Genomic DNA, 24,199 nt, shown 5'->3' on the forward strand with positions numbered 1-24,199 from the left:
GTTTTTTTGATTTATATATAAATATATTAAAAATTGTTTATTAGAGGCTGTATGATATCAAATTTTAAAAGGTAGATATCTATAGTCGAGGTAATTTTTGGTATAATTATTTTATTGGAGGGTGATTATGTGGAAGAATTCAGAGGTTTGAAATGGTATAAATGCGATTTGCATTTGCATACAACAGCTAGCGAGTGCTTTCGTGAAAAAACTGTAACAGCAGAACAATGGGTTCAAAAATGTCTAGATCAGGGACTCCATTGTGTTGCTGTCACAGACCATAATACTGGAGATGGAATTGATGAAATTAAGATTGCAGCTGAAGGGAAAATAGTTGTATTTCCAGGTGTTGAAGTAACTTGTGGAGACTCAAAACAACACGTATTAATTTTATTTGATCCTTCAAAAAATAGTTCTTACGTGAATGAGTTTTTAACCTATATTAGCATCTTTGAAGAAGATAGAGCAAAAGAATCAACTAGTACGAATCTTAGTATTTTTGAAGTAGCCGAGAGAGCTAATGAACGAGGAGGATTAGCCATCGCTGCTCATATCGATCAGTTTGCCGGGTTATCCCCTTTATCTCACGAAAATAAAGAAGTAGTGTGTCTAGATAAGAATATCTTCGGAGTCCAGGTTGTACACGATTTTTTATATCAAAGTTCACTTCCTTCAGAGGAAGAATTACAAAATTTATTTGATAATTTATATAATCAAGTTGGGATAGATGTTTGGAAACCCTGGGTTAAAACTGCTCAATTCTATAAAGATAAACCTATTGCCAAGTTAACCTTTTCCGATAATCCAGCAGCTGATAAGGATCCAAAACACGGACTATATGGTATTGGTAGTCGGTTTACTTGGATTAAAATGGATGAGGAAATTACTATTGAAAGCTTAAAGCAAGCTCTTTTAATGCCCGATGTACGTATTATTAATGATTTTATTTATAGTGTAGAAACAAAATTCCATTCTAATACATATATTAAGGAATTAGAAATATCAGATACAATTTATAACGTAGGGAATACGAATGTAATTAATTTTAACCCGCAGTTAACAACTATTATAGGCGGTAGAGGTACTGGTAAATCAGGGATTTTAAGACTAATGAGAAATACACTAAATATGGTAGGTGATCTAAAAAAACACGAAGATATATTGAGGGATCATAATGAATTTTGTTGTAAAAATTCAGGTGATTTAGGTGTTTTCACTGATAAAACAAAAACAAGGATGGAAATTGTAGTTGATCAATCAAAATATATTTTAATTTTCGAAATCAACAGTGGAGTACCGAAGTATGGATTAACCGTAGAGTATTCTAACGGAGAAACATCTGAAATACCATCGGATGAAATAACTGAATTTTTAGATCGATTTAACATAAATATATTTTCTCAAAAACAAATCTATGATATATCCAGAAGATCTGATGCATTAAGAAATTTTATTGATTCAAGTATTCCAGAGTTAGAAGATAAAAAACAAACATTAAAAAATTTAATGAACAACTATAATAACAACTTACTCAATATTGTTGAATATGAAAGAAGTTTATCAAAAAAATCTAGTCTAGATGTTAGACTAAAAGAATTAGGAATAGAAAATGAAAAAATTAATGTTCCAGAAGTCATTGAAATATTGGATAATGACAAAAAATTTATAGAAGAAAATGATATATTTAGCTCATTACTAGAATCAATTAATATTAAAATTGAAGCCTTACACAATGTTTTAAACTCAAAGATTGACGCTTTAAATAAAGAAAAATTTAGATCTGAATATGAAGAAGAAATTAATATTATTAATTCTGATATAGAAGGTTTTCTAACAAGTCACAATGACCTTCTGTTACGTGAAATTAAGTCTTTAGAAGACTTTAAAGAGACATTAGAACATACTCTAAATACCTCTAAATGGTCACGGAATTTCTTAGGACATAAGGACAAATTAGAATTAAAACAGCGTGAACAGGGTGATATAAATCAACTTTTAACACAGAGAAAACATATAACAGAAGAAATTCAAAAAATAAAAAATATATTAGAAGAATTAACAGAAGTAGAAATCAGTCTAGTTAATTTAAAAACAGAAAATCAAGAAAATATTCAGGCTATACTTGAAACTAGAAGAGATATACGCAATTTAAGACACAATTTTATAAATTATGTTTTAAAAGATAATCATTTGTTAAAAGGTGATGTAAAGCCTTATAGAGACTTTAAACATTATGAACAATTTCTCCGAGAACATTTATTAAAACCAACAGGATTTGATAGTGATTTTGAAACAATTATAGAATTTATCAAAGAGGGAAATACGCTCCAAAAACTAAAAGAATTAGTAAACATATTTAAGAACTTAAGTAATAATGGAGAGAATTCATTACGATTAACAGGAAGGTTTGTAAAGGTTATAGAAAACTTAGAAAAACATAAAATAGAATCTTTGGATATTTTATTACCTGAAGATGAAGTTGTGATGTTATACAAAGCAAGTGAAACTGCGAATTTCAAACCATTAAGTAACGCTTCAGCTGGTCAGAAAACATCTGCAATTTTAACATTAATTTTAAGTACAGGGGATAGTCCATTAATCTTGGATCAACCTGAAGATGATTTAGATAACTCGCTAATATATTCACTAATTGTAGATAGAATTATTAAATCAAAAAATAATAGACAAATAATTATAGTAACACATAATGCAAATATACCAGTTAATGCTGACTCTGATTTGGTTAATGTAATGGATTCTGAGAAACTTACATTTAACCCCCAAAATTATGGTAGCATAGATAAACCTGTTATTAAAGAATCCATTTGTTCCATTATGGAAGGTGGAATTAATGCGTTCAAATCAAGAGCACTAAAGTATGATTTAGAATTGATTTAAAACACAATCCTAAATGAAAAACAGTGGCAATATTTCATTTAGGATTTTAGTTTAGAGTTTTATGTTTCCAGAGTTAAATAATTTTTATTTCTTCGAATCCATTATAATGCACTAATTCAGCTTACTTTGATTAGTAAAATCACTAAGACATAATTTTCTAAGTCAATTTAATAAAAAATTGGAATTTGCTTCATTATTTTTTATGGATGCAAACAATCTCTAAATTTTTCTATGGGAACTTCTATAATCCAACCAGAATACATAAATATACTGTCAGGTTAGTGTGAGAATGAAGTTCTAATACTTATACCAAAAAAAGATTGTGAAATATTGCACTTAAACTATCGGGTGCAAGAGTTGAAGATCCAGCTGTCATTTTGGCGGCTTTTCTTATTGTGCTAACGAAGCAGGATAGTTCAACAAAGATAATGGTTATTTGTGGTAAAATCTATAAAGAATGGTTGTTTAATTTATAGGGGGTGTTTAAGTGCAAGAAAACAAAGAAACTCCTGAACGAAAAAGAGAGAGATTAAGACAAGAAGAATTAAAAAGAAATCCGACAGGTAGTCTGAACGATGCTTTTAATAGAGCAAACAGTGGCAGTCTTGTGGATTTAGTAGGCAGCTTAGGTTGGAAAGGTACGGGAATACTTATTCTTGTACTCATAATTGGAGTTATTATTGCTTCAATCTTCCTAAAGTAACGGGTGCTTTACTTCAATAAGGAGTAAGGCTTTTTTCTTGTTCAACTAAAGGGGCAGTTTAGTCGAAGAAGGAATTTGTATTTTCTTCCATAATATAATTTATTAGAAATATAGAGGGGGAGTATAAATGAGTTTCAATTGGGTGGGCTTCATTTTTTGGTTTTTAATTATTGCTTCATTCTTATTATTAATATTGGGTTTATGGAAAAGATCTTGGAAAGTTTTAATATGCAGTGGAATTTTACTTATTTTACCGTCACTTTATTTCAGTGGTGCAGAGAATTGGTTTAGACTGCTGGTTCTTTTTCCCCTAATTCCTTTTGTACTCGCTTATTATACAAAAAAGAGAGTTTAGTCCTTTATGAATCCGTTTTGGTTGTTCAACTAAAGTGGGCTTGAGTTGAAGATCCAGCTGCTATATTGGTGGCTTTTTTCTTATTGTGCTGACGGTCAGAATAATCGAATGAGGATATTGGTTTTTTATGGTAAAATAAAAATGATTAATTCTTTCGGTTATTCATTTTTATTTTAAGGAGTCCGATATGAAATTAGAAGATAAAGATCAAAAACTAAAAAAAGTACAAAGATTGTATAGAAAAATAAAACAAGAGAATGAAGAAGAGAAAAATGGCAGTCTAAAAGAGGCGGCATTTATTGTTTTTATCATTTTTATTATTGCTATCCTGAATGCTATGTTTAAAGGATTTTAGAAGTGTGCTTTGCTGAAATAAAGTTACCAAGTTGGATAAAGTAGCCATTAAAGCTAAATAAAAGCCTGAAGCTGGTTACATTTAAAGGGTTCCGTTTTTTGGGTGCTTTCTTTATAAATGACATAAGAAATGACGTGTGAATTGGCACACGTCATTTTCCATATTTACCTAGGATCTTAGACCTTTTTTATGGGTTTTGATATTACAATTGACAACATTTTTTATGATGGACAATAAGTATTGTACAATTCAGGAAGAGTACTAAATTGACTGCCAATATTGATGTCATTTTGGGTGTCGGTATAATGAAAATGAGGTTCTCTTTCTTCAACTAACGGGTGCAATAGTTTTAGAACACCAGCAGCTGCTTCGGCGGCTTTTGTTTGTTCCACCGAGCAGGTTAGTGGAAGAAGGAATACTATTATCATCCATAGAATACTAATGCATTGCTTATTAATTAAATGGAGTGAAGGGATATGAATTTATTCTTTTCAGTATTATGTATTTTTTGGGGAATTGTCGTTATATTTAACTCCATTTTCAAATTAAAAAGAGAGAGTTTTAAAGAAAAGTTTGATTTTTTGGGGGCTGGGGACGGTTCTGCGGAGTCTTCAATATTTGAAATTCTATTTAGTTTGGTGACTTTCTTTCCTTGGTGGATTGTAAAAGGATTTGTCATTATTGTTGGTCTTGCTTTTGTGATTATCGGAGTTCTGATTTTATAAACTGTTTATTCAACTAAAGGTGCAGAATTGTTGAAGAGGTTGGGAACCTTAATATAAATGGAGTACAAAAGAGGTAATAGTATGGGGCAAATAAGGTTAATGATTTCAGCAATTTTATCTTTGATTGTTTCAATATTGAATTTTACAGACCACAGATATGTATACGGTACATTTGGGGCAATTATATTTGTTTTTGTGGTAATTGAACTGATAAAACAATTAAGAAGCAAAACTAAAAGAGAAAGTTCTTAAGCTAACGGGTGCAAGAGTTTAAGATCAGAGCTGTCATTTTGGCAGCTTTTCTTGGGCTCCACTAACGGTAGCAGGTTAGTTGAAGGAGGAGTTCCAATAAAATATTCTATAGTATGATTAGGTACATTTATTTATAAAGGGTCGATGTGTAGATGGATAAATTAAAAAATGGTGAAATAATACCTGGGAAAAATATCGGGATGTTTTATTTAGGATGGAGTTTTAACCAATTGAAGACAGCCTTGGATCATAAATTTGATATAGAGAAACGGAGCACAAGCTTTGTAGTGAAAACCCATTGTATTTGGTTTTGGCTTGATGATGAGCAGGAAAAAGTATTTCAAATTAGAGTAAATGAACCGTTTGAAGGTAAATTTCTCGGTAAAATCGGCATTGGAAGTACGCTATTAGATGTTAAGAATAATATTGGAGGCTGGAAAGAAGATTTAGATGTTTATATTCTTCACGATTATAAAGGAATATGTTTCGAACTACGGGATGATGATATTGATGAAGAATGGGATCAAATCACAGCCCCTATAAATGGTATTAGTATTTATTAAAAAAAATATCTTCTTCAACTAACGGGTGCTAGAGTTTAAGAACCGAGCTGTCATTGAGGCAGCTTTTCTTATTGTACTAACGTTGCAGGAAGTTGAAGAAGATGTTCGAATATAATAAGGAAAAATCTAATTAAGCAGTATTGTTCATAAGGGGTTTATATGAAAATGGATAAATTAAAAAATGGTGAAATAATACCTGGGAAAAATTGTATTTGTCAATATTAATTTGAGCCAGAGCGATCACATCAAAAGTGAGCCACTTCATTCTGTTTTATTACCATATTTGGGGGAGAATTGGGAGTTTAGTTTATCTTGCCCCGAGGGGCAAGATAAACTAAACTCCTCGTGCGCCCTTTCTACTGGTCATTCTCCTCTTTTTGTTTCATACTTTGCCTAAAGCGATAAGATTCTCCATTAAGTAGGAGGATATGAGCCTTATGTGTAAGTCGATCTAAAAGAGCAGCTGTCATTTTCTCATCACCAAAGATAGAAGTCCATTCCGCAAATTCGAGATTGGTAGTTATCATAACACTAGCCCTTTCATAGCGACCTGCAAAAAACTGGAACAATAGTTCAGATCCTATCTTTGTAAATGGTACATACCCAAGTTCATCTATAATGATCACATCGAATTTGAGCCACCTCTTCTCCAATGCACCAAGTTTGTGTTCCTCATTAGCCAGTAGAAGTTCTTCAACCAATTCTGCAGCCGAGATAAACTTGACCTTATAGCCATTCTTAATCATTTCAATGCCAAGTCCTGTAGCTAAGTGAGACTTTCCAGTCCCACTGTTTCCTAAGAAAATCAAATTTTCCTTCTTTTCTACAAAGTCTCCCTTTGCGAGAGTTAGAAAACGATTCTTGTTCAAACTTGGCATTAAACTAAAATCATAGCTATCTAGGGTTTTCTGAACAGGAAAAGCAGCTTGTTTAAGTCTTCGTTGTCTTTGATTTTCATCCCTAGATTCGGATTCTGCCTCTAATAATGCCAAAAGAAATTCTTCATAACTAAGATTACGATCCTCCGCCTCCCTGGCAAGAGAACGATATTGTGCAGCGATGGTGGGTAGCCGTAATTGTTTAGTAAGGTGATCTAATAGTAATTCAGTTGTCATTTCCTACTTCCTCCTGTCAATTGAGCGTACTGTTCGATATTAGATTTGTTCACTTTGTAATCGAGTAGATTGACAGGGGTTTTATCCGGTGGAAGATTACCGATTGATATGTGTTGGTTGGTAAGCTCTTGTATAATCTCATGGACCTTCTCATAACGGAAAACTCGCGTTTTCTCAGCTTCCAAAAGAGCTCTTGTTAATTTGTCCATTCCAATATCTCTATGTAGGAGGAGAAGACGAATGAACTTTCGATCCCCTGCAGATCCTTCCTGCTCGCGCATCTTCAAATGGAATCGTTTAAAAACATCAGGGATTTCATTGGATTGGAATGCGTGAGCGTCTCTAATTGCCCGTGGTTTTTTAAGCAATACCTCTAAATAATGATCAAGAACAGTAATCATTTGATTACTTTCATAGGAACGAGGATGTTCAGCGATCACTTGGTTTTGAGCCACTACGATTACTCGATCCACAAAAATTTTTGCCCATACAGCTTGGCCCGCAAAACTACATGGAACAGAATAACGGTTCGTTTCTACCGTTATGAGGGAAGTCTTATTAACCTTGCAGGATAAGAGTTTACAGGCTTCAAACCTGTTTGAAGGAAGGGGATGAAGATATTCCTTTTCCTTCTCCCACATTTCTAGTACCGTTTCAGATTTATTCGGGACGTGAGTCCTGCCAGCTTCTTTTAAGCACCAATTCAAGAGAAAGTCATTTAGCTCATTAAGAGATTGAACTTCTGGATATGGGACCAAGGCATTCCTTCTTACATAGCCGACCGTTCCTTCTATACGCCCTTTCTCATTACCGCTTGCTGGATTACAGAATTCAGCTTTAAACACATAATGAGCCTGAAGTGCAATAAAGGCTTCTTGTTCAAGCCGATCTCTACCCTGAAGGATTTTTAGTACAGCTGTTTTTAAATTATCAAGTAGTCCTTCTGTTGGAACTCCTCCTAAGAACTCAAACGCATGGACGAAACCATCCAGGAATGCTTCCTGTTTTGCATGAAGATAAGCTCTCACATACCTCATACGACTTGCGGAAAGCTGAACGCAGAAGAGGTAAATGCGTTGGGTTCGACCCTGTAGAATAATATCCGCCTCTCCCCAGTCGAATTGGAATTGGTGGCCGAGTTGAAAATCAAGTGGGATAAATACTTCCTGAATTTCTTTCCTACGTTTGGCAACGATCTTTCGGATGTTAGACGCCGATCCTTTGAAATCATATTCATCTACTAATCTCTTATAAATCTTAATTGCTGTATGTTTTTGCTTTTTCCAAGTCTTTTGATCATCTTCAATCCACTGATCAATTATTGGAATGACGCGTTTTGTTTCCGGAGAATATTCCTTAGTTCCGTAAACTTTTTTTCGTAAGACTGTAGTTGGTGCGGTATTCTCTTTGAGATATTTACTTACTGTGTTTCGGGAAATTCCAAGTTTTGTCGCGATTTGCCTTTGCGATAAACCTTCAACCTCTTTTAAGAATTTGATATTATGAAATTGAGCCACATCGATCATCCTGTTCGTCCTCTCAAAGAAGTAAGTTTGGTCACTTCCTATCATATGAGAGGTTAATAGAATTGGAAATCAGGTGGCTCATTTTTTATGCGATCAAATCTTGTAAAAGTGGCTCAAAACTAAATTATCAAAAACAAAAATATCGGGACGTTTCATTTGGGATGGACTTTCAAACAATTGAAGACAGCCTTGAATGATAAATTTGAGATTGAAAAAAGGAGTCGTTGTTTTGTAGTGAAAACCGATTGTATTTGGTTTTGGCTTGATGATAAGCAGGAAGAAGTATTTCAAATTAGAGTACAGGAACCATTTGAGGGTATATTCCTTGGTGAGATTGGGATTGGAAGTACCTTATTAGATGTTGAGAATAAGGCTGGAGAATGGCAGGAAGAATTAGATGTGTATATTCTTCCTAAATGGGCAAGAGTTAAAGATTGGGGTGGCTGCGGCAATCCTTTTTTAATGCACTAACAGGCAGGTTACTTGAAGAAAGAAACTTTTTTCTTAAAAGCGAATTTTAATATACAATCAGTCAAAATAGGGAGATAAAATTATGATAGATTTAATGAAAATAAGAGAAAAAATCATCGCTATGGATGAGTCATCTGCTAAAACAGTTTTAATGACGACTGTTAGTTATTTAGACATCGTGAAGAATGGCAATGGTGGATTTACAAGTGATATGTGTGTAGATGAACTAATAAAGATGTTCAATAAGATTCCTGAACCAGATGTAATAGTAAGGCTAAAAAGGGAAAAGGAAGATAAGGACTAAACAAAAGTCTTATTCAAGTAACGGGTGCTTTCCTTTAACAAGGATGCCCTGTTTTCTTATTGAAGTAACGGAGCAGGTTAGCACAAGAAGAATTCAAGTTAATAATAGCCTTTAGAGGAGAATTATTGGGATATTATGCTAAACTGAATAAAAGGAAATTAAAGGACTGATTCAATTAATGGATATTAGAAAACCTAATGATTTTGAACTAAAAAAGGTATTATCTCTTTCGCCACAAGCTGTTTTTGAGGGCACATTAGGTGAAGTAGAACCTACGAAAGAAAAAATTGACCAACTTGTAAAACCACTTTTGGAAAAGGGAAGTTATTATTTAATAGCAACAGAAAACGAAAAATTAATGGGCTGGATTCTTATAGGGACTAGCAAAGACCAATTTACTGATATGATGAATGGATTTATTTACGAACTATTTGTTATAGAAGAATTTAGAGGGAATGGAATTTCCAAACTGTTAATGAGAGCAGGTATTGACCATCTAAAACAAGATGGATATTCAGAAATCCGTCTAAGTGCATTTGCAGAGAATCAAGCAATTAAACTGTATGAAAAATTGGGATTTAGCATTAGGACAATTACTATGAGTTTGCAGTTATAAGAAACTAACTTATTTCACTAACGGGTGCGATTGTTCAACAAGAGCAGTCGCTTCTTGTGCTAACGAGGCAGTTTAGTTAAATAGGGAATGGTATAATTATCCTTATAAAGAAAGGGTGTTTTTGGGAGGGATTAATATTAATAATAGATTGAACTGTCTGAATCAGAAGAGGATGCTGTAAGGAAAAAGGTAATAAAAGAATTTCAATTCAAACCAAGCATTTCTAAATTTCCGTCATTTGTTGTGCCAAGCCCATTCATTACATATGATATATCAACTTATCGAAATTGGTCAGGAGATTTAGAGGAATATGAAGAGATTTATAAAGACCTTGAAGAGAAATCATTGTTTGCCTTTCAAGAAATAACAAATGATAAAGAATATTTTTATGCTTTAGATTGGCAACATTCTTGTTACTGGGTTAATCCCTTTTTAGACTTTCCAAGAGACGAATTAAATGAGTGGATAATCCCTATTCTCCCTAATGGAGATTATTACTTCTTTATGCAAAAGGAATTTAACTGGGGCTTGTTAGGTCATCCTTGGGAGGAGACGATGACTTTATTCGGTAAGCAACTAATCCAAGCCTTTGAAAAAAACAAGCCTACAATGTTTAATACTATTTTACGGATTGGTTAATTATTTTCTTATTGAACTATCGGGTGCAAGAGTTTAAGAATAGGGTTTGCTGCGGCAGCCCTTTTCTTGTTGAACTAACGGGCAGTTTAGTGGAAGAAGAAGGATTATACTTCCATATAAATAAACCGAAGGATTTTGTAAAATATAAATATTCAAAAGAAATTAAAAGTTAAAGGTGAGGTAACCTTGAAGTCAATTTTAGCTGTATTACTCATTTTATTTACTATTTCAGGCTGTTCTTCGTCAGATAATGATGAATTGAAAAATATGAAATGGTTCAAAACCGAAGAAGAAGCTATTGATTATGGCATTAAAGAAGAAGGAATTAATAAAGAGAATATATTGGGTAAAACCGAACAGAACCACGAAATATTTGTTTTTTTCAAGGAAGAGGAAAAAGAGGGGATTGCGGTTAGCATAGCCAACTTAATCAAGAAAGATAAACAGTACGCTTGGGATGGAATTCAGTTATCTTGGCTGATTGACAACCCTTCTTCTGAAGTAAGTATGGAGTTCGAAACACGATCTAAGAAAAAATTCACCGTGTATAGTGGCACCACAACAAATCAAAAGATTTTAATTGAAACGAAAAGTGGACAAACAGTAGAACCTGAAGTCGATAAAGACTCTGGAATCTATTTCTTTATGGAATCTTCAAGCTGAAAAATAAATGTAGTTCTTCTTTAACTAACGGGGTGCTTTCCTTAAAGAATTATCCAAGCAGGGAGATGTGTATGAAAGAAGTCATTGTTTCTGAATTAGGCAAATTGGTGGGATTAAAATTACAGGATGCAGGTAGAGCTTCTAACCTATTTGGCTGGGTTTTGGGGATATAATTCAAATCATTAGGAGAGGGAAGACCCAAGAATCAGCAGAATACGCTCTTCATATTCAATGCTCGTGGAGAATTACCTTAAACAACAAAATTGTTGTAGCCTCACGGGATTTCTATTCTCCAAGCTCGGAATGGGATGGAGACATTGAGGACTTCGATTGGAATATGCAAGGTAAGAATAGATTTGATGAACGAATTAAAGCTTTTATAAAGGACAAAGGACGATTACAGGTAAAGAATATTGAATCTGATGAGATTGGTGGATTAAAGGTCTTTTTATCAGGTGGTTACACACTAGAAGCATTTCCAGATAGTTCGGAGGATGATGATCAAGGCGAACACTGGAGGTTCTTTAACCGAAAAGATGATAGTCCTCATTTTGTTGTCTCAGGAATGGGAATTGAAAAGGTTTGAACTTAATTATTGTGAAGAAATGCACTTAAAGTAACGGGTGCAATAGTTGAAGCAGCTGCCAGAAATTCTTGGTGGCTTTTTGTTATTCAGCTAACGGGCAGGTTAGTGTAAGAAGGAAATACATATTTAAGGTTGTTAAAATAATAAAATAATTGTGCATATTTCGATTGAAATTAAACAGAAGTGGAACAATGCTAGTAATGAATATAATAAAATATAGAGGTATCTTATGAGGAATATACTGAAAACATTATTGATAGTCTTATCAGGGGGGTTAGGGTTTTTTTTATTACGTAAGTATAAAAGGAGACGACAAATTGGTTGGACATTATACGCTCCACTTGAACAGGACTTTGTTACCGAACCAAAGGAATACACTTTTAAATGGATAGAAGAACTTAATGAGGAACAATTTGACAGTCTTTTTGAAGACAGTGACGATGATGGTGAGTTTCAAATTAACGGACTTGAATTTAAAACTATAAAATCAGCTGATAGCCTAAATGAAATGAGTGAAATATGTTTCCTTTACGCTGCACCTGATGTTATTTACGAGGATCACCATTCTGCTCTTGTTTTTCAAGATGTAACCCCGTGGGTGTTAGAAATAATAATGATGGAAATGGTTCCTCATTATAAGGTTGTAAAAGAACTTTATATTGAGGATAAATTCAAGGAAATTCAGTTGTCAGAGCTAAAAGACGAATCAAAAGAGCTTGCAAAGGGTTTGATTTCCCAAAAGTTTTATCCTGTTGTAACAGATTTATATAGGAATAATCAACCTCTCGATTCCATTGGACGTATTCAATATTTTTCAATCAAAAAGGAAGATGTTACTCCATTGTCTTTAAAAGAGAATGATGGGATTCATCAATTTATGAAGAATAATAATTTCAAGCATAATAAACCTTTTGTAATAACACCTGTGGGATGGAAATTAGATGAGAATTTAAAGGATTCCATCGCTATCCGTTCTTTTTATTCTTTCGCGAAACAAATTGTGTTGGTGGTTAATACGTTTGATGACAGTGTAAGAGCAATTTTTATTTTAGGGGAAAATTAGGATCAAATTTTTCTCGATTGAAACATTTTGAATTCGTCAGTGAACTGTCAAAGGATATTCCATTACAAATAAAGAAAAAACGGATACAAAAGGGTACTGACATTGTTAATTAGTTGCTTGAGTTCTTTATTTCTTAACAAGATTGTGAAGTATTGTACTTAAACCAAAGGGTGCTTTAGTTTCACAACAATTGGGCTGTTTTCGGCAGTCCTTTTTTCATTATTTTCATTTAACTTAAGTGGTAGGTTAGTTGAACAAGAAATGGTAAAATATTTACAAATGTAACTCGAAAAAGAGATGATATATATGCTAGGAATAAAAAATTACAATCCTAAATTTTATACTGATATTTCTCAAATAATAAATGACCATAAAACAAGGTTACAGGGTCTTAAAGGGAAGCAAATAGAGGAAATTTGGGTTGCCTGGGAACAAAATGAAGATGAGTGGTTTAATAATTTACCCGTCATAATAAGGTTTGAAGATTGTCAATTGGAATTATGTGCTTATAAAACTGATGAATATGCTATTACATTTGACCAAATTGATTTATCTGAAGAGATTGATTACTATGGTACCGATTATATAATTAGATGGGAAAAGAATAAGCTTAAGGAACTTAATAAATGTATTAAAAAACGAATAGTTAAAGTTGAAATTATTGAATGGATAGCACAATTAACTGGAATGGGTTTTCACCTTGAAGAAGGATATTTTGCAGTATGTAACGGTTTAGATGAAAATGAGATATGTATTAATAGGAATGATGAACCACAATACAAGTACACAAATTTGTAAGATTATTATGTTCGCTATTAACAAACAAACGGTGTGTGATGCTTTAAGAAGGCATCGCTTTTTTCTTGTTCGAACGGGGCAGGTTGAATAAGGATTACGATATAAGTAGTATGTTTAAAGGGTGATTTAAAAATGGAAAATTATAAAAATAAAGTTGCTTGGTGTCCGATTTGTTCTCAGGGATGGGTGGAAATAGTAAAAGATGTTGAAACTAATGAACTATTTGTGATGTGTGATGAATGTGAAAATGAATGGAATAACCCAACAGAAGTAAAATCACAGAAAGCACGAACGGAAATTAACGATAATCGAGTAACTATACCAACAGATGAAGAAATTCGGAGTGTCAAATGGGAAAAGTATATTATAAATGATTAATATCTTATTCAACTAAAGGGTGCTTTACTTTAATAAGGAGTAAAGCATTTTTCTTATTTGGGTAAAGGTCAGGTTAGCTCAAAAGAGGGGGTAATTCCCAATATTTTTGGTGGGTTAAATCGATTATTATAGAGTATAAATACATTCTAAAAATAAAGGCGGTTTACTTAACTTGAAAAAATGGGAAAATGTAGCTAGAGGTATTTCTTTTGTGTTAATATTAATTTTCCTTCGAAAACTTGATGAATCGTTTTGGCTGAAAACGTTGTATTCTATTATATTATTTTTTGGAGTTTCGTTTATTTTGTCAAAAATCCAATTCCTCCAGAAGCCAGTAACAAATAAAATTGGATGGTTAACTTTAATTGCATCGTTCATCTTCATAGAAGTATTGTTTTATTCATTTTAAAGAACTAAATTTTGATGATTTAGTAATTGTAAAATGTTACAAGATTAATAAAAATAAAATTATAACCTTGTTCAACTAACTAGGTGCTTGAATTGAAGAAAAAGTGATTGAGGAATTTGCTTTTGTCAAATTGCTATTTTGATCTCCTTTTTTCATAGTAGGGATTGAAAAAGTTATAAAGAGCCGGTACCGGCTCTTTTTTGTAGTACGAATGGATAATTCTTTTAGATGACAAGTATAGAGTAAATCAAAGAGAAAGTAACTCCCTTAATACTCGTTTAAGGTGCTTGCAGTCTTGATCATTTAATATACAAATCTCTTTTTCTAGATACTTGCTCTCCATAGTGAATATTTGACTTAAATCAATTGAACTGTCTTTATTAAATGGATAGTTATCTTTGCTTAAGGGAATGTTAGTTATGTATTTTGATTGATCGGATCTAATAGGTGCCACAACCACATTGAGGGTGTTAGCTTCATCTGTTGATAGAACTAAATAAGGTCGATTAGCACCTGGTTTATTAGGGATGTTTCCCCAGTATAAATGGTTTTGTTTTTTCATAATTACCCTTCTTTATATTTAACTGACTTCTTATTGTATCAATATAAGGTAATAGTTGCTATTAATTCGTATATTGTCATTTAAGTATTGGTTGATTGCTTTTAGTAAGAGATTGCAATAGTCTTCCGGCAATACAGTACCTTGAGGGTTGGAATTAATAAGGGTACAAGGATTTTATTTATCTGGGCAGGTTTCTTATTAAACTTAATGGGGGCTTTTCCTTAATCGTATAAAATCAACAAAATGGGCCTAAAAATAAAGAACGCAATCGAATATAAAATCGATTGCGTTAATCAGTGCAATATATCCAACGAACATCATCTATATCAAATCCACGAGAAATTAATAAAGAAAAGAAAAATTCTTCATCTAGGTATTTTCCATCCAAATTGTCTAACTCTTCAACAAAAGCATTAGAACGATTTTTTTTATAAGGGATTTTTGATGGGAAATCAGTAAAAGTATTTAATGGTATTTTTTTAACGTTTTTTAACGGGATATAGTCTTGACCAGTAAGAGGACATTTTTTTACATTTTCTAAATCATCGTTGGAAAGTAGCCTTTCAGTGTTTTTAAAATTTATATATCCCATCATCAATGCCGGTTCGGAATGGGCAAATTTTTGGAATACATAGCTGTGTGTATAAAATGAAAAGGCCGCACCCCGTATACTAAAATTCATATAAATTGTGTCAATTTCGATATCCTTTCTTGCTACTCCATAAAGCCTTTTTTTATAGAGTACAGTGTTTGGAATCTTCCATTTTAAAATATAAACATCTTCAATAAGTACTTCATTTAAAAAATCTTGTTTACTTATTATTAAAGATCTCATTTCATCACCCCTTCGAAAATAATAATCAAATATTCCATTAATATAAAAAAAATATAAAAAAGTTTCTATTATTCTTCTTCTGGTTTATATGATGTATGTCTTTTAACATATTTTTATTGATTAAAGGGGGAAAATTACTGTATTTCAATTAGAGTGAGCAGTAATTAAAGATGAGGATCACTAAGGAGATCTTTTTGCCTGTTGTACTAACGGGGCAGGTGTGCGGCCGAGCCTAGGTCGTATCATATAACGGGTGGGATTCCCGTCGAGTAAGAACTAGCCATTCGCTCGTAGCGAGTCTTGGAGGGCTAAAGGTAACTTTAGTCTTTAAGCGTAGACAGTTCGAAAGCCAAATGGTTGAAGGGATTGAGCTCCATAATGTTAGTAAATCGAGAGGGCTGATGCTTTACCTGCAGCAGAAAGCTACATTTTATCCTTCGTTAAGGGCAAGATGGATAAAACCTCTCTGGAGTCAGAGACCTTGGCACGTTACACATCGATATGATACGGCAACTCGGGAGACCCTACCGGTCTTTTCTTGTTAGAAGAGTATGGTGTACAAGCGATAAAAAGCAAGGAGACCAAATGCTGTGTAGGGAGTCGGATAGCAGCGTAGTACCAATGAAGTTGGGTAATGCCGATGGAGGAAAGGCTAGCTACCAGTTATCGCCCTTACTAGGGAAACATTTACTACACTCAGAGGGAGGATAAATAGAAACAAAACTACTAAGGATAGCAGAATTAGTAAAATCTCAATCTAAGAGAATAGATACATTTTGTGAATGGTAACTAGGAGGAGCCGTGTGCATTAATAGTGCAAGCACGGTTCTGTGAGGGGGGTGGAGTACAATCTACCGCAAGGTAGAAAGTCTCCCTTCTACTCGACTAGTTACATATGTCAAGATAAATAATCTTTCATAAATGGGGAAGAGTACTTATTAAAAGGATAAAGAGGGTGCGTGGAACATTGAATAAAAGAATTAACTTTATTTGTTTAATACTCTGTATTGCTTATTTTGTACAAACTAATGAGATAGCCTTTGCAAGTCCAAACGATACTCCTCCTTCCATTGAGGAAATGTTCACCCAAGTTGGATATAAATCTGTGGAAGAAGCCGTTAAGGAATTTGAAAATCACTTTGAACAAGATGTAAAATTGCCAAAAATCAAGCCTTCTATTCCTTTCACTCATCAATTCGGAAGATTTTATGAAGATAAGGATTACGACACAAATGATTTTTTATCAATCCGTTTTGTGAATGAAAAGTCACGAGAAAATAATTATAAAGTTGATATTCGACCCTTAAAAAATAAAATAAATTTTAAGGATAGAGGCAATCAAAAAGTCTATACACTTGAAAGTGGTCAAAAAGCCATTTATATGGATGATGCCCCAATTATGAATTTTCTTGTTTTTGAAAAAGATAATTGGCAATATATGCTCGGAATTGACAAAAAGGTATCAAACAAAGTTACACCAGAAATCTTAGTTAAGATCGCTAACTCAACTGATTAAAATTAAAAAATAGACCACCACCGAGCAGGGGCAAGGTGATCTTTTTGTTTAGTTAAATTAGTTAATTGCTATCAATATGGCTCAGTCAAACAAGTATTTTAGGATAAAAATATAGCTACCTTAATTTATTAAGGTAGCCATCGTGGGAAATTATTTACTTTTGTATATTAATAATGATATCCTTTGCCACAAATTCATCATTGCCTTTACCTAGTTTCTTATCCTGTAAGATGATATGAGGCGTAATAATGAGCTTCGATGCATTCGGATCTAATTTTCCGAATGTTTTACTTGTTTGATAGAAGGCATCTGTGCCAAAGCCTCCATTCCCCTGACCTGAGTATTTATTTCCTAAGTCATCTTTGATTTCTAAATCAACATACATTACTTTCCACTTTTTGCTAATCATTTCCGTAATCTCTCCACCGTTTTTTAATGTCTATTAACATTAATGGTGTTTTGATTAATTGCCATTTCTTTTCAGAAGATGAAATAGAATTTGACATAGAACCAAAAGAAGTTAAAAGTGTAACTGAAGCTATTTCGGTATTTAAATTTATGAGAAACCTATCAAAGATTCTAGGTAAAGAAAGTATTCTTACTGGAGAAAACACTCCTGAATATCCATTGGTTACAGTTAAATCAGATGGAACATTGCATATCAATATTTAATAAGGTGCTTGTTCAACTAACGGGGCAGGTTAGTGGAAGAAGAATGTGTTAAGATAACAATGACATTTAAAATTCATTTTGTGACGTGGAGGGGTTCATTTGTATAAAAATATACTTGATGATGTTGTGTTTTCAAAAGTAGCCTCTAAACTCGATTCTTATGAAATCATTGATGCAGATTGGAAAGACGATTTTGGATTAATAGTTATTTTAAAAGAAAAACGACAGTTTATGATAATTTTAAATGATGATAATTTTCTCACTCCCCCTCTTAAATTACATTATCCAATTGTAAGATGGATTGACAAAGATAAACTCCTTATTGCCAATCTAAGAAATGAAACGAGAATAGATAATGTTTTTATCTTGAACTTGACTGGAACAATACTCGGTTCATTTAACGGTGGAGATGGAATTGAGGATATTGAAGTTGGTAAAGAGGGCATTTGGATAAGTTATTTTGATGAAGGTGTTTTTGGAAATGGAATATCAACAGAAGGTTTAGTATTATTCGATTTTACTGGTAAAGTCATTTTTAGGTATCATTCCGACTTAATGGATAGACCATTAATAGCAGATTGTTATGCTATTTGTAAAGGGAAGGGGTCCTCCATATGGCTATTCCCCTACACCGAATTTCCTTTGTTACAAATTTATCCTGAATCAAAAATAATAAATTTTCATAAAGTTCCAGAAAAATTATACGGTTCAAATGCTATATGTGTTAGAGGAAAGTATGCTTATTTTTTTGATAGGTATGATTCTAACGATGAGTTGTTTTATTGGGAAATTGGAAAGAAACAACCGCAATTGCTAGGAAAAATTGATGGAATGGTAAGAGGCTTAAGTAACCGTGAGAATAACCACTTTATATCTATCTCCGAAGAATCCGTTAAGTTATATAGAATAATTAATGATGAAGAATTCAACTAGTCTTTGTTGAACTAACGGGTGCAAGAGTTGATGAAGTTTGGGATTGCTACGGCAATCCTATTAATTTGTCCGGGCTAACGATGTAATATAGTTGACAAAGAAAATATATTGGGGAAAATCATTGTATCGAACAATCTTAATGAAAGCTTTTATAGGAGGCTAACTACATTGAAAACACACATATTATTTGGACATTCATCTGGTTCCGTCCTTAAGGAAGCTTTAAAGATTCACAAATTAGATGAAAGTATTGTCGTAATAGGTGATGACCTGATGTGGGGACCCCTTGGCAATTTGTTGTTAAAAATTGACTATGAAGAACGAATTAAATGGTGGGAACAAGTTTTAAATGAAGAGGATAAATCCTATGCAACTACCTATCTTAGGTCTACATATAACAATTTGTTGGATTGGGTTAATTCACTAACTTGTGAAGAAACATTATTGTTTTGGGTAGGAGACAGTCCAACGGAATATACAGGGTTAATGTTTTTATTAGCTAATATTCCTAAAACCATTCCAGTGTCAATCGTTATGGTTTCATCTGCTTACTATAAGAGATATGGGAGATTCAAACCACTTTCTGCTGGGGAGACTATCCCAGAAAAATTGTTCCCACTTATGGAAGATGCTAAGTCACTTTCTTCACGAGTTAGAGAAGGATACTTGAAAAATTGGACACAACTTCTCGAAGATAATGGGCTTCTTCGAATTCGTAAGAATCGTCAAGTGGAGACTGTTTCTGAAACATATTTTGATGAAGAGTTACTAAATCTTGCTAATAAAATTTGCAAGGAGAAGATGTATAGTAAATTTGGTGGATTCTTTCCTGTTGCAAGGTTGGTAGGTGAATTTATTGGTCGCCAAAAACAGAAAGTTACGGATATTTCTATAGAATGGCGAATTCGTTGCTTAATACAAAATGGAGTTTTTGCTTACAAGGGAAACCTTACCCATATGAGATTTTATAATATTAAACCAGTCACAACAAGAGAAACGATTGATTAAATTATGATGTATTAAAGGAAACATTTCTTACAATGCAAAAAAATTTTCCTTGTTCAACTAACGGGTGCATTACTGAAACAACGGTAATGCTTTTTTCTTCTTCAAGTAACGGGCAGTTTAGCACAAGAAGGAGATATAAGGAAGAACAACGAATTCATAAAAGTATTGAGCAAAGTTAGAGGTATTTTGATTGAATACAACTGATAATTTTTGGGTTATATTATGGCAGCTTTTACATTCATTTCTTCGACCTTTTGAAAAATGTTAAGGACATCAATATTAAAATAAATGGGGGAATTACTTTGCTAAAAATTGAAAATATGAATTTATTGACGGATATTTCTCCCGAATTTTCATTTCTTGATATAGAATACATCACAGATATTAGATACTTCGTAGAGTTTGATAACATAGCCTTGTTTGACGAAAGAAATCGGACAAATGTAGATATGACTTTTATCTATGATACTAAAGAAGCTCAGAGATTTGAGGTGAAAATTCGTTTTAACAGGGTGGAAAACTTTGAGATGATTGCTGGCGGAACAGTAATCCAATTATCAGGGTTGGAAGTTGTGGATTTTCGTGATAAGAGTTGGGAGAATATTAAATTCCAGGTTCGGGGGTTTGAAAATAGGGATATTGATTTTTATTGCAATAACATCGAAATCCTTGAAGTAAATGAATCACAACTTATTGATAAGCTTTGGTAAAAATGAGATTGTGAAACGTTGTACTTAAGCTATCGGGTGCTTGAGTTTAAGATCCGGCTGTTATACAGCCGGTTTCATTGTTAAACTAAAGTAAGCAGGATAGTTGAATAAAGATGTTATAATTTAATCAAATAACAAAGCATTACTAAAGGGTGATGGATAATGAAAAAGGTTCAGAAGGAAGTAACTTTAACACTTGAATACTTTCAAAATAAAGCAGATAAAGCCAGTGGAATCTATGAGGGGGGAATTGTTGACCCAAATATAGAGGGTTTAATCATAGATGTAACTAATGGTGAATCATTTGATTTTGAAGCTGATGAATTTGTTAGTAACGGCAAGTATGAAATACATTTAAGAGGCAATCGTGAAGCTATAAAGGAATTAGGCAGATATTTAATTGCTTTAGCTGAATACGACACGGAAGACCCAAATTATCACGACCACTTTGATAATATTCGTAATTCAGACTGTAAGGAAAGTGTCGATTTAGTTATTTACCAACCTTCAGAATGAGGTTCTTGTTCAACTAACGGGTGCTTTTGTTAAACAAGAATGTTTGGGACCTTGATGGGTCCTTTTTTGTTCTGGAATAAAATATTGATTTTATAATAAAAAAATCGAGCAATAATCTGCTCGACTTTATTTCGATACTTCTGTATCTTCTTCGTAGAAAAACTTGATAAACTTTAAGCCAAAATTACTTAATTTGTATCTGTCTACATTTGTTGCGTATTTGTCATCATAAATTTGTTGTCTATACTCTCTGTCTTCTGTATAAAGGTCAGGATATGGTTCCCTTACTGGTTCTTTCGCATACTCAAGAATTCCAAGTCTAAATAACTTGTTATTCATATAGCGTTCCATATCTCGCCGATCTCTATCTTCTTCAGTGAAATCAACTTTTAATTGAATCTTCATCAATTTGTGTGGATGTTTTTTACGTGCTTCCATAGGTGCAACGTACTGCTCAGTAAGATGAAAAATCTCGCTTAATCTCATTTCTGCCATTACATCATAAAAATGAAAAATCTTATCTAAATCCAAAACATCGTTGTCGATTATATATTCGAAGCCATTCAACATAATCTTAATCTTTTCAGGTTGTCCATCATTAATTATCCTATTAAGAATAATAGGAAATACTTCTTGCTTTAAGAACAACTCATTTTTACTTTCTTCAAGCTTCTCTACGACAGTTATTATTTGGTCGTTATGATTTGCCAATTCTTTATTTATTTTTCGAAACTTCAAATAATTCATTACTGAACTTATGTAAGGAGTTGCTCCTCCGACAATCTCACTTAAAGCTTGTGTTGGTTCTTGCAGTGGTTCAGGTAAAGTATCATAAACTTTACTTAATAGTTGATTTAAATCCATACAGACACCCCCAAAACATCTACATTCACTTACTATTCTATTTGCTGGATGAAAAATTTACCATAATTACTAACATTAAAAAAATCGAACATTAAGAGGCCCGACCCTATTAGTGGTATAAATATTATATATTTAACTTTAAACCTTTAAAAAAATATAAATAAAGTAAAATAATTTATTCCGCTCTCCTATTCTACAAATTTCGATTTTATTTCACAATTTTTCCATTTATACCATTATATTTGCCTCATAATAAAAAGAAAAGGAGTTGATCTAATGAGCCGACTTGTATTAATGGAAGTAGCAATGAAAAAAGAATTGCCTGAACTGTATGACATTTATTTTGGTGGAAAAGTCCTCCTACATTATGAAGAAGATGTTCCTTTTATTGTTGTTGGAGCTACAAATAAAATGGGTAAAGATGCAGCAATTGAACTTTTAAGAGGTTGCGAACAGTTTAAGGCATATCATAAGCATCTTTTTGGGATTGAGGTAAAATCTTTTGTTACAGATGATAAGAAGTTTAAAAAGGTTAAAAATTGGAGGAAGCATTTTCATCCAAATGGAATTTATCGTTAATCGAACTGGTTTGTTAAACAAAATTATTCAGGGATCTAAATGGTCCTTTTAATATTATCTTCTTCAACTAACGGGGCAGGTTAGTTGAAGAAAGATATTTATACCTTTACCGATGTTAATGGAATAATAAATATCATTTGGCATTCTTTCAATTATGAGGGGGTGTCCAAAATTAGTAAAAAGTTTTTAGTAAGGATTGTCGTTTTTATTAGTGTAATTACGGTTTGTCTAATAGTAGTCAATATTACAAAAGATATACCTCAAGCAGGAGAAATATCCAATGGTACAAAGGAAAGCAAGAATTTAACCCAATTAATTAATGTAATGAAGGATGAGTTAAAGGATTACAAGGAAATTAGAGAAATAAAATCCAAGAAGAATAAAGTTTTGATAGCAACAACAATAGATAGTTCAAATGTGGATAATGCAGCAAAATTAGCTGACCAGATATGGGAGAAACTTATTCAATTACATAAACAAGATGTGGTTAGTTTCTCTTATTTTGTAGAGATTAATGATAAAGCAGGACAAGTTTTATCAGGTATGCAATTTGAAAATTAGTAATAAGGTAATTCTTATGTTAGTGCGATTCTTTATTTTCCAAGAATCGCCTTTTTTATTTTCAAATAACAGTCAAGTGATTGGAACAACATCTGTATTTTGTTGATATAAATATACTATTAACAACATATTTATAATTACCGAACTATTTTATTAGCAATTGCAGAGTTTAACTCCCTTGAAACAATGATTGGGGTTGATTTTTTGTATAGGAATAAAAATGTAAATATAATAATTTTATTACTCCTTTGCTTACTAATAATAGTCATAATAAATGTTGTTCTTCACGTTAGAATTTACATAGTTTATACTTCGGGTGTCGGTCCTATTTTTTTAATTTTTCTTATCATTTCTCTAATTGTATTACTTTATTTTAAAGGATAGACAGGCAGTATACATATTGTGAAGCATTACACTTAAACTAACGGGTGCATTACTGAAACAACGGTAATGCTTTTTTCTTCTTCAAGTAACGGGGCAGGTTAGTGAAAGAAGGAATTATTGTTGATGATGTGGAATTAGCACAATGAATGGAAAAATAAGGGGGTACATATGAATAAAAACATAATGTCGTTTTCCGTTATCTTTTTGGGTCTATGTATTGTTTTAAGTTCTTGGATTATTTCACAATCGTTAAAATCAAAACAAAAAGAAATAGTTAATCAGAATGACCAATATAGATATGAAATAATATCAAGCCAAAACAACATCATTTTGTTTGATAAACAAAGTGGAGAATCTTGGAGAAAATATCTGCCTCCAAGTGAAGGACCAACTGAATGGGAAAAACAACAAACTCCTGTCTCTTCCACAGCAAAATAAAGCACTCATTGATAGTTCAAATTATGGAAGTTTGTAATTCATTAAATCATAAATTTAGTTTAATCTTCTTCATCTAATGGAAAGCAACAGTTTAAGATTGGGATGGCTACGGCGATCCCTTTTCTAATTGCACTAACTAGCAGGTTAGTTTAACAAAGAATGTTATAAAATGTGCTATATTTGAAATTAATATTGGTATAGA

At 32.7% G+C, this 24,199-nt stretch carries 31 protein-coding genes; 24 read left to right on the top strand and 7 right to left on the bottom strand.

The genetic code is table 11. From position 1 onward, the window contains the following. The first annotated feature begins 129 nt into the window (after positions 1-129). From ACZ9EE_RS00160 to ACZ9EE_RS00170, 3 genes are all read left to right on the top strand, one after another. A complete protein-coding gene (locus tag ACZ9EE_RS00160) occupies positions 130-2,898 on the top strand; it encodes a TrlF family AAA-like ATPase (protein ID WP_476024672.1) in 2,769 nt (922 codons plus the stop codon). Positions 2,899-3,385: 487 nt separating this feature from the next. Beyond that, complete coding sequence (locus ACZ9EE_RS00165; protein ID WP_476024673.1) at positions 3,386-3,601, top strand: DUF6366 family protein; 216 nt, start codon at positions 3,386-3,388, stop codon at positions 3,599-3,601. Between the two features lie 542 nt (positions 3,602-4,143). Next, on the top strand, positions 4,144-4,311 hold the full coding sequence (locus ACZ9EE_RS00170; protein WP_476024674.1) for a hypothetical protein: 168 nt from the start codon (positions 4,144-4,146) through the stop codon (positions 4,309-4,311). Positions 4,312-4,532: 221 nt separating this feature from the next. Here ACZ9EE_RS00170 and ACZ9EE_RS00175 read toward each other — a convergent pair whose 3' ends face one another. Then, a complete protein-coding gene (locus tag ACZ9EE_RS00175) occupies positions 4,533-4,739 on the bottom strand; it encodes a hypothetical protein (protein WP_476024675.1) in 207 nt (68 codons plus the stop codon). Positions 4,740-4,787: 48 nt separating this feature from the next. On the opposite strand from ACZ9EE_RS00175, the gene ACZ9EE_RS00180 reads away from it, so the two are divergent. The 3 genes from ACZ9EE_RS00180 (at position 4,788) to ACZ9EE_RS00190 (ending at position 5,851) form a co-directional block, all read left to right on the top strand. Continuing rightward, positions 4,788-5,036 carry a hypothetical protein gene (locus ACZ9EE_RS00180; protein WP_476024676.1) on the top strand — a complete coding sequence of 83 codons (249 nt, stop codon included), beginning with the start codon at positions 4,788-4,790 and terminating at the stop codon, positions 5,034-5,036. Positions 5,037-5,093: 57 nt separating this feature from the next. Then, positions 5,094-5,288: a hypothetical protein gene (locus ACZ9EE_RS00185; protein ID WP_476024677.1), complete on the top strand. Its 195-nt coding sequence runs from the start codon at positions 5,094-5,096 to the stop codon at positions 5,286-5,288. 152 nt (positions 5,289-5,440) lie between these two features. Next, on the top strand, positions 5,441-5,851 hold the full coding sequence (locus ACZ9EE_RS00190; protein ID WP_476024678.1) for a hypothetical protein: 411 nt from the start codon (positions 5,441-5,443) through the stop codon (positions 5,849-5,851). Positions 5,852-6,207: 356 nt separating this feature from the next. Here ACZ9EE_RS00190 and istB read toward each other — a convergent pair whose 3' ends face one another. Both istB and istA read right to left on the bottom strand, forming a co-directional pair. Further along, positions 6,208-6,966, bottom strand: a complete 759-nt coding sequence (gene istB / locus ACZ9EE_RS00195) for an IS21-like element helper ATPase IstB (RefSeq protein WP_476024679.1) — start codon at positions 6,964-6,966, stop codon at positions 6,208-6,210. Further along, a complete protein-coding gene (gene istA, locus ACZ9EE_RS00200) occupies positions 6,963-8,492 on the bottom strand; it encodes an IS21 family transposase (RefSeq protein ID WP_476024680.1) in 1,530 nt (509 codons plus the stop codon). The genes istB and istA overlap by 4 nt, the downstream gene beginning before the upstream one ends. A gap of 234 nt (positions 8,493-8,726) precedes the next feature. Between istA and ACZ9EE_RS00205 the strand changes: the two genes are divergently transcribed. The 9 genes from ACZ9EE_RS00205 (at position 8,727) to ACZ9EE_RS00245 (ending at position 14,010) form a co-directional block, all read left to right on the top strand. Beyond that, positions 8,727-8,963, top strand: a complete 237-nt coding sequence (locus tag ACZ9EE_RS00205) for a hypothetical protein (RefSeq protein WP_476024681.1) — start codon at positions 8,727-8,729, stop codon at positions 8,961-8,963. A gap of 82 nt (positions 8,964-9,045) precedes the next feature. Further along, on the top strand, positions 9,046-9,267 hold the full coding sequence (locus ACZ9EE_RS00210) for a hypothetical protein (protein WP_476024682.1): 222 nt from the start codon (positions 9,046-9,048) through the stop codon (positions 9,265-9,267). A gap of 178 nt (positions 9,268-9,445) precedes the next feature. Continuing rightward, the gene (locus ACZ9EE_RS00215) at positions 9,446-9,883 is read left to right on the top strand and encodes an N-acetyltransferase family protein (RefSeq protein WP_476024683.1); all 438 of its coding nucleotides are present in this window, start codon (positions 9,446-9,448) and stop codon (positions 9,881-9,883) included. A gap of 147 nt (positions 9,884-10,030) precedes the next feature. Continuing rightward, positions 10,031-10,522: a DUF2716 domain-containing protein gene (locus ACZ9EE_RS00220; protein WP_476025037.1), complete on the top strand. Its 492-nt coding sequence runs from the start codon at positions 10,031-10,033 to the stop codon at positions 10,520-10,522. 186 nt (positions 10,523-10,708) lie between these two features. Continuing rightward, on the top strand, positions 10,709-11,185 hold the full coding sequence (locus ACZ9EE_RS00225) for a hypothetical protein (protein ID WP_476024684.1): 477 nt from the start codon (positions 10,709-10,711) through the stop codon (positions 11,183-11,185). A gap of 337 nt (positions 11,186-11,522) precedes the next feature. Beyond that, positions 11,523-11,771 (top strand): hypothetical protein, encoded by a 249-nt coding sequence (locus tag ACZ9EE_RS00230; protein WP_476024685.1) that lies wholly within the window; start codon positions 11,523-11,525, stop codon positions 11,769-11,771. Between the two features lie 229 nt (positions 11,772-12,000). Next, positions 12,001-12,834 carry a hypothetical protein gene (locus ACZ9EE_RS00235; RefSeq protein ID WP_476024686.1) on the top strand — a complete coding sequence of 278 codons (834 nt, stop codon included), beginning with the start codon at positions 12,001-12,003 and terminating at the stop codon, positions 12,832-12,834. A 306-nt stretch (positions 12,835-13,140) separates the two neighbouring features. Continuing rightward, positions 13,141-13,632 (top strand): hypothetical protein, encoded by a 492-nt coding sequence (locus ACZ9EE_RS00240; protein WP_476024687.1) that lies wholly within the window; start codon positions 13,141-13,143, stop codon positions 13,630-13,632. A gap of 132 nt (positions 13,633-13,764) precedes the next feature. Beyond that, a complete protein-coding gene (locus ACZ9EE_RS00245) occupies positions 13,765-14,010 on the top strand; it encodes a hypothetical protein (protein ID WP_476024688.1) in 246 nt (81 codons plus the stop codon). Between the two features lie 656 nt (positions 14,011-14,666). On the opposite strand, the gene ACZ9EE_RS00250 is transcribed toward ACZ9EE_RS00245, so the two are convergent. Together ACZ9EE_RS00250 and ACZ9EE_RS00255 are read right to left on the bottom strand one after the other, a co-directional pair. Continuing rightward, entirely contained in the window at positions 14,667-14,981 is a 315-nt protein-coding gene (locus ACZ9EE_RS00250) for a type II toxin-antitoxin system PemK/MazF family toxin (RefSeq protein ID WP_476024689.1), read from the bottom strand. A gap of 289 nt (positions 14,982-15,270) precedes the next feature. Beyond that, positions 15,271-15,816 carry a hypothetical protein gene (locus tag ACZ9EE_RS00255; RefSeq protein ID WP_476024690.1) on the bottom strand — a complete coding sequence of 182 codons (546 nt, stop codon included), beginning with the start codon at positions 15,814-15,816 and terminating at the stop codon, positions 15,271-15,273. A 967-nt stretch (positions 15,817-16,783) separates the two neighbouring features. Between ACZ9EE_RS00255 and ACZ9EE_RS00260 the strand changes: the two genes are divergently transcribed. Beyond that, the gene (locus tag ACZ9EE_RS00260; protein WP_476024691.1) at positions 16,784-17,332 is read left to right on the top strand and encodes a carbon monoxide dehydrogenase; all 549 of its coding nucleotides are present in this window, start codon (positions 16,784-16,786) and stop codon (positions 17,330-17,332) included. Positions 17,333-17,486: 154 nt separating this feature from the next. Here ACZ9EE_RS00260 and ACZ9EE_RS00265 read toward each other — a convergent pair whose 3' ends face one another. Continuing rightward, on the bottom strand, positions 17,487-17,741 hold the full coding sequence (locus ACZ9EE_RS00265) for a DUF5643 domain-containing protein (protein ID WP_476024692.1): 255 nt from the start codon (positions 17,739-17,741) through the stop codon (positions 17,487-17,489). A 26-nt stretch (positions 17,742-17,767) separates the two neighbouring features. Here ACZ9EE_RS00265 and ACZ9EE_RS00270 point away from each other — a divergent pair, with 26 nt between their 5' ends. From ACZ9EE_RS00270 to ACZ9EE_RS00290, 5 genes are all read left to right on the top strand, one after another. Beyond that, on the top strand, positions 17,768-18,004 hold the full coding sequence (locus tag ACZ9EE_RS00270; protein ID WP_476024693.1) for a hypothetical protein: 237 nt from the start codon (positions 17,768-17,770) through the stop codon (positions 18,002-18,004). 99 nt (positions 18,005-18,103) lie between these two features. After that, complete coding sequence (locus ACZ9EE_RS00275) at positions 18,104-18,937, top strand: TetR family transcriptional regulator (protein ID WP_476024694.1); 834 nt, start codon at positions 18,104-18,106, stop codon at positions 18,935-18,937. Positions 18,938-19,105: 168 nt separating this feature from the next. Then, positions 19,106-19,945 (top strand): DUF1835 domain-containing protein, encoded by an 840-nt coding sequence (locus tag ACZ9EE_RS00280; protein ID WP_476024695.1) that lies wholly within the window; start codon positions 19,106-19,108, stop codon positions 19,943-19,945. A 302-nt stretch (positions 19,946-20,247) separates the two neighbouring features. Continuing rightward, positions 20,248-20,655 (top strand): hypothetical protein, encoded by a 408-nt coding sequence (locus ACZ9EE_RS00285; RefSeq protein ID WP_476024696.1) that lies wholly within the window; start codon positions 20,248-20,250, stop codon positions 20,653-20,655. Positions 20,656-20,817: 162 nt separating this feature from the next. After that, positions 20,818-21,171 carry an Imm32 family immunity protein gene (locus tag ACZ9EE_RS00290; RefSeq protein ID WP_476024697.1) on the top strand — a complete coding sequence of 118 codons (354 nt, stop codon included), beginning with the start codon at positions 20,818-20,820 and terminating at the stop codon, positions 21,169-21,171. Positions 21,172-21,297: 126 nt separating this feature from the next. Here ACZ9EE_RS00290 and ACZ9EE_RS00295 read toward each other — a convergent pair whose 3' ends face one another. Next, complete coding sequence (locus ACZ9EE_RS00295) at positions 21,298-22,035, bottom strand: hypothetical protein (protein ID WP_476024698.1); 738 nt, start codon at positions 22,033-22,035, stop codon at positions 21,298-21,300. A 294-nt stretch (positions 22,036-22,329) separates the two neighbouring features. Here ACZ9EE_RS00295 and ACZ9EE_RS00300 point away from each other — a divergent pair, with 294 nt between their 5' ends. From ACZ9EE_RS00300 to ACZ9EE_RS00310, 3 genes are all read left to right on the top strand, one after another. After that, positions 22,330-22,614, top strand: a complete 285-nt coding sequence (locus ACZ9EE_RS00300) for a hypothetical protein (RefSeq protein ID WP_476024699.1) — start codon at positions 22,330-22,332, stop codon at positions 22,612-22,614. Positions 22,615-22,698: 84 nt separating this feature from the next. Further along, positions 22,699-23,175, top strand: coding sequence for a hypothetical protein (locus ACZ9EE_RS00305; protein ID WP_476024700.1), 477 nt, complete (start codon positions 22,699-22,701; stop codon positions 23,173-23,175). A 552-nt stretch (positions 23,176-23,727) separates the two neighbouring features. Then, on the top strand, positions 23,728-23,997 hold the full coding sequence (locus tag ACZ9EE_RS00310; protein ID WP_476024701.1) for a hypothetical protein: 270 nt from the start codon (positions 23,728-23,730) through the stop codon (positions 23,995-23,997). Positions 23,998-24,199 lie beyond the last annotated feature (202 nt).

The organism is Bacillus sp. URHA0034 (genome assembly GCF_056280405.1).

Coding starts and splice junctions, on each gene's coding strand:
- ACZ9EE_RS00170 (WP_476024674.1), top strand. CDS start 4,144: ATGAAATTAGAAGATAAAGATCAAAAACTAAAAAAAGTACAAAGATTG.
- ACZ9EE_RS00175 (WP_476024675.1), bottom strand. CDS start 4,739: ATGATAATAGTATTCCTTCTTCCACTAACCTGCTCGGTGGAACAAACA.
- ACZ9EE_RS00180 (WP_476024676.1), top strand. CDS start 4,788: ATGAATTTATTCTTTTCAGTATTATGTATTTTTTGGGGAATTGTCGTT.
- ACZ9EE_RS00185 (WP_476024677.1), top strand. CDS start 5,094: ATGGAGTACAAAAGAGGTAATAGTATGGGGCAAATAAGGTTAATGATT.
- ACZ9EE_RS00190 (WP_476024678.1), top strand. CDS start 5,441: ATGGATAAATTAAAAAATGGTGAAATAATACCTGGGAAAAATATCGGG.
- istB (WP_476024679.1), bottom strand. CDS start 6,966: ATGACAACTGAATTACTATTAGATCACCTTACTAAACAATTACGGCTA.
- istA (WP_476024680.1), bottom strand. CDS start 8,492: ATGATCGATGTGGCTCAATTTCATAATATCAAATTCTTAAAAGAGGTT.
- ACZ9EE_RS00210 (WP_476024682.1), top strand. CDS start 9,046: ATGATAGATTTAATGAAAATAAGAGAAAAAATCATCGCTATGGATGAG.
- ACZ9EE_RS00215 (WP_476024683.1), top strand. CDS start 9,446: ATGGATATTAGAAAACCTAATGATTTTGAACTAAAAAAGGTATTATCT.
- ACZ9EE_RS00230 (WP_476024685.1), top strand. CDS start 11,523: ATGCAAGGTAAGAATAGATTTGATGAACGAATTAAAGCTTTTATAAAG.
- ACZ9EE_RS00235 (WP_476024686.1), top strand. CDS start 12,001: ATGAGGAATATACTGAAAACATTATTGATAGTCTTATCAGGGGGGTTA.
- ACZ9EE_RS00240 (WP_476024687.1), top strand. CDS start 13,141: ATGCTAGGAATAAAAAATTACAATCCTAAATTTTATACTGATATTTCT.
- ACZ9EE_RS00245 (WP_476024688.1), top strand. CDS start 13,765: ATGGAAAATTATAAAAATAAAGTTGCTTGGTGTCCGATTTGTTCTCAG.
- ACZ9EE_RS00250 (WP_476024689.1), bottom strand. CDS start 14,981: ATGAAAAAACAAAACCATTTATACTGGGGAAACATCCCTAATAAACCA.
- ACZ9EE_RS00255 (WP_476024690.1), bottom strand. CDS start 15,816: ATGAGATCTTTAATAATAAGTAAACAAGATTTTTTAAATGAAGTACTT.
- ACZ9EE_RS00265 (WP_476024692.1), bottom strand. CDS start 17,741: ATGATTAGCAAAAAGTGGAAAGTAATGTATGTTGATTTAGAAATCAAA.
- ACZ9EE_RS00270 (WP_476024693.1), top strand. CDS start 17,768: ATGTCTATTAACATTAATGGTGTTTTGATTAATTGCCATTTCTTTTCA.
- ACZ9EE_RS00290 (WP_476024697.1), top strand. CDS start 20,818: ATGAAAAAGGTTCAGAAGGAAGTAACTTTAACACTTGAATACTTTCAA.
- ACZ9EE_RS00295 (WP_476024698.1), bottom strand. CDS start 22,035: ATGGATTTAAATCAACTATTAAGTAAAGTTTATGATACTTTACCTGAA.
- ACZ9EE_RS00300 (WP_476024699.1), top strand. CDS start 22,330: ATGGAAGTAGCAATGAAAAAAGAATTGCCTGAACTGTATGACATTTAT.
- ACZ9EE_RS00310 (WP_476024701.1), top strand. CDS start 23,728: ATGAATAAAAACATAATGTCGTTTTCCGTTATCTTTTTGGGTCTATGT.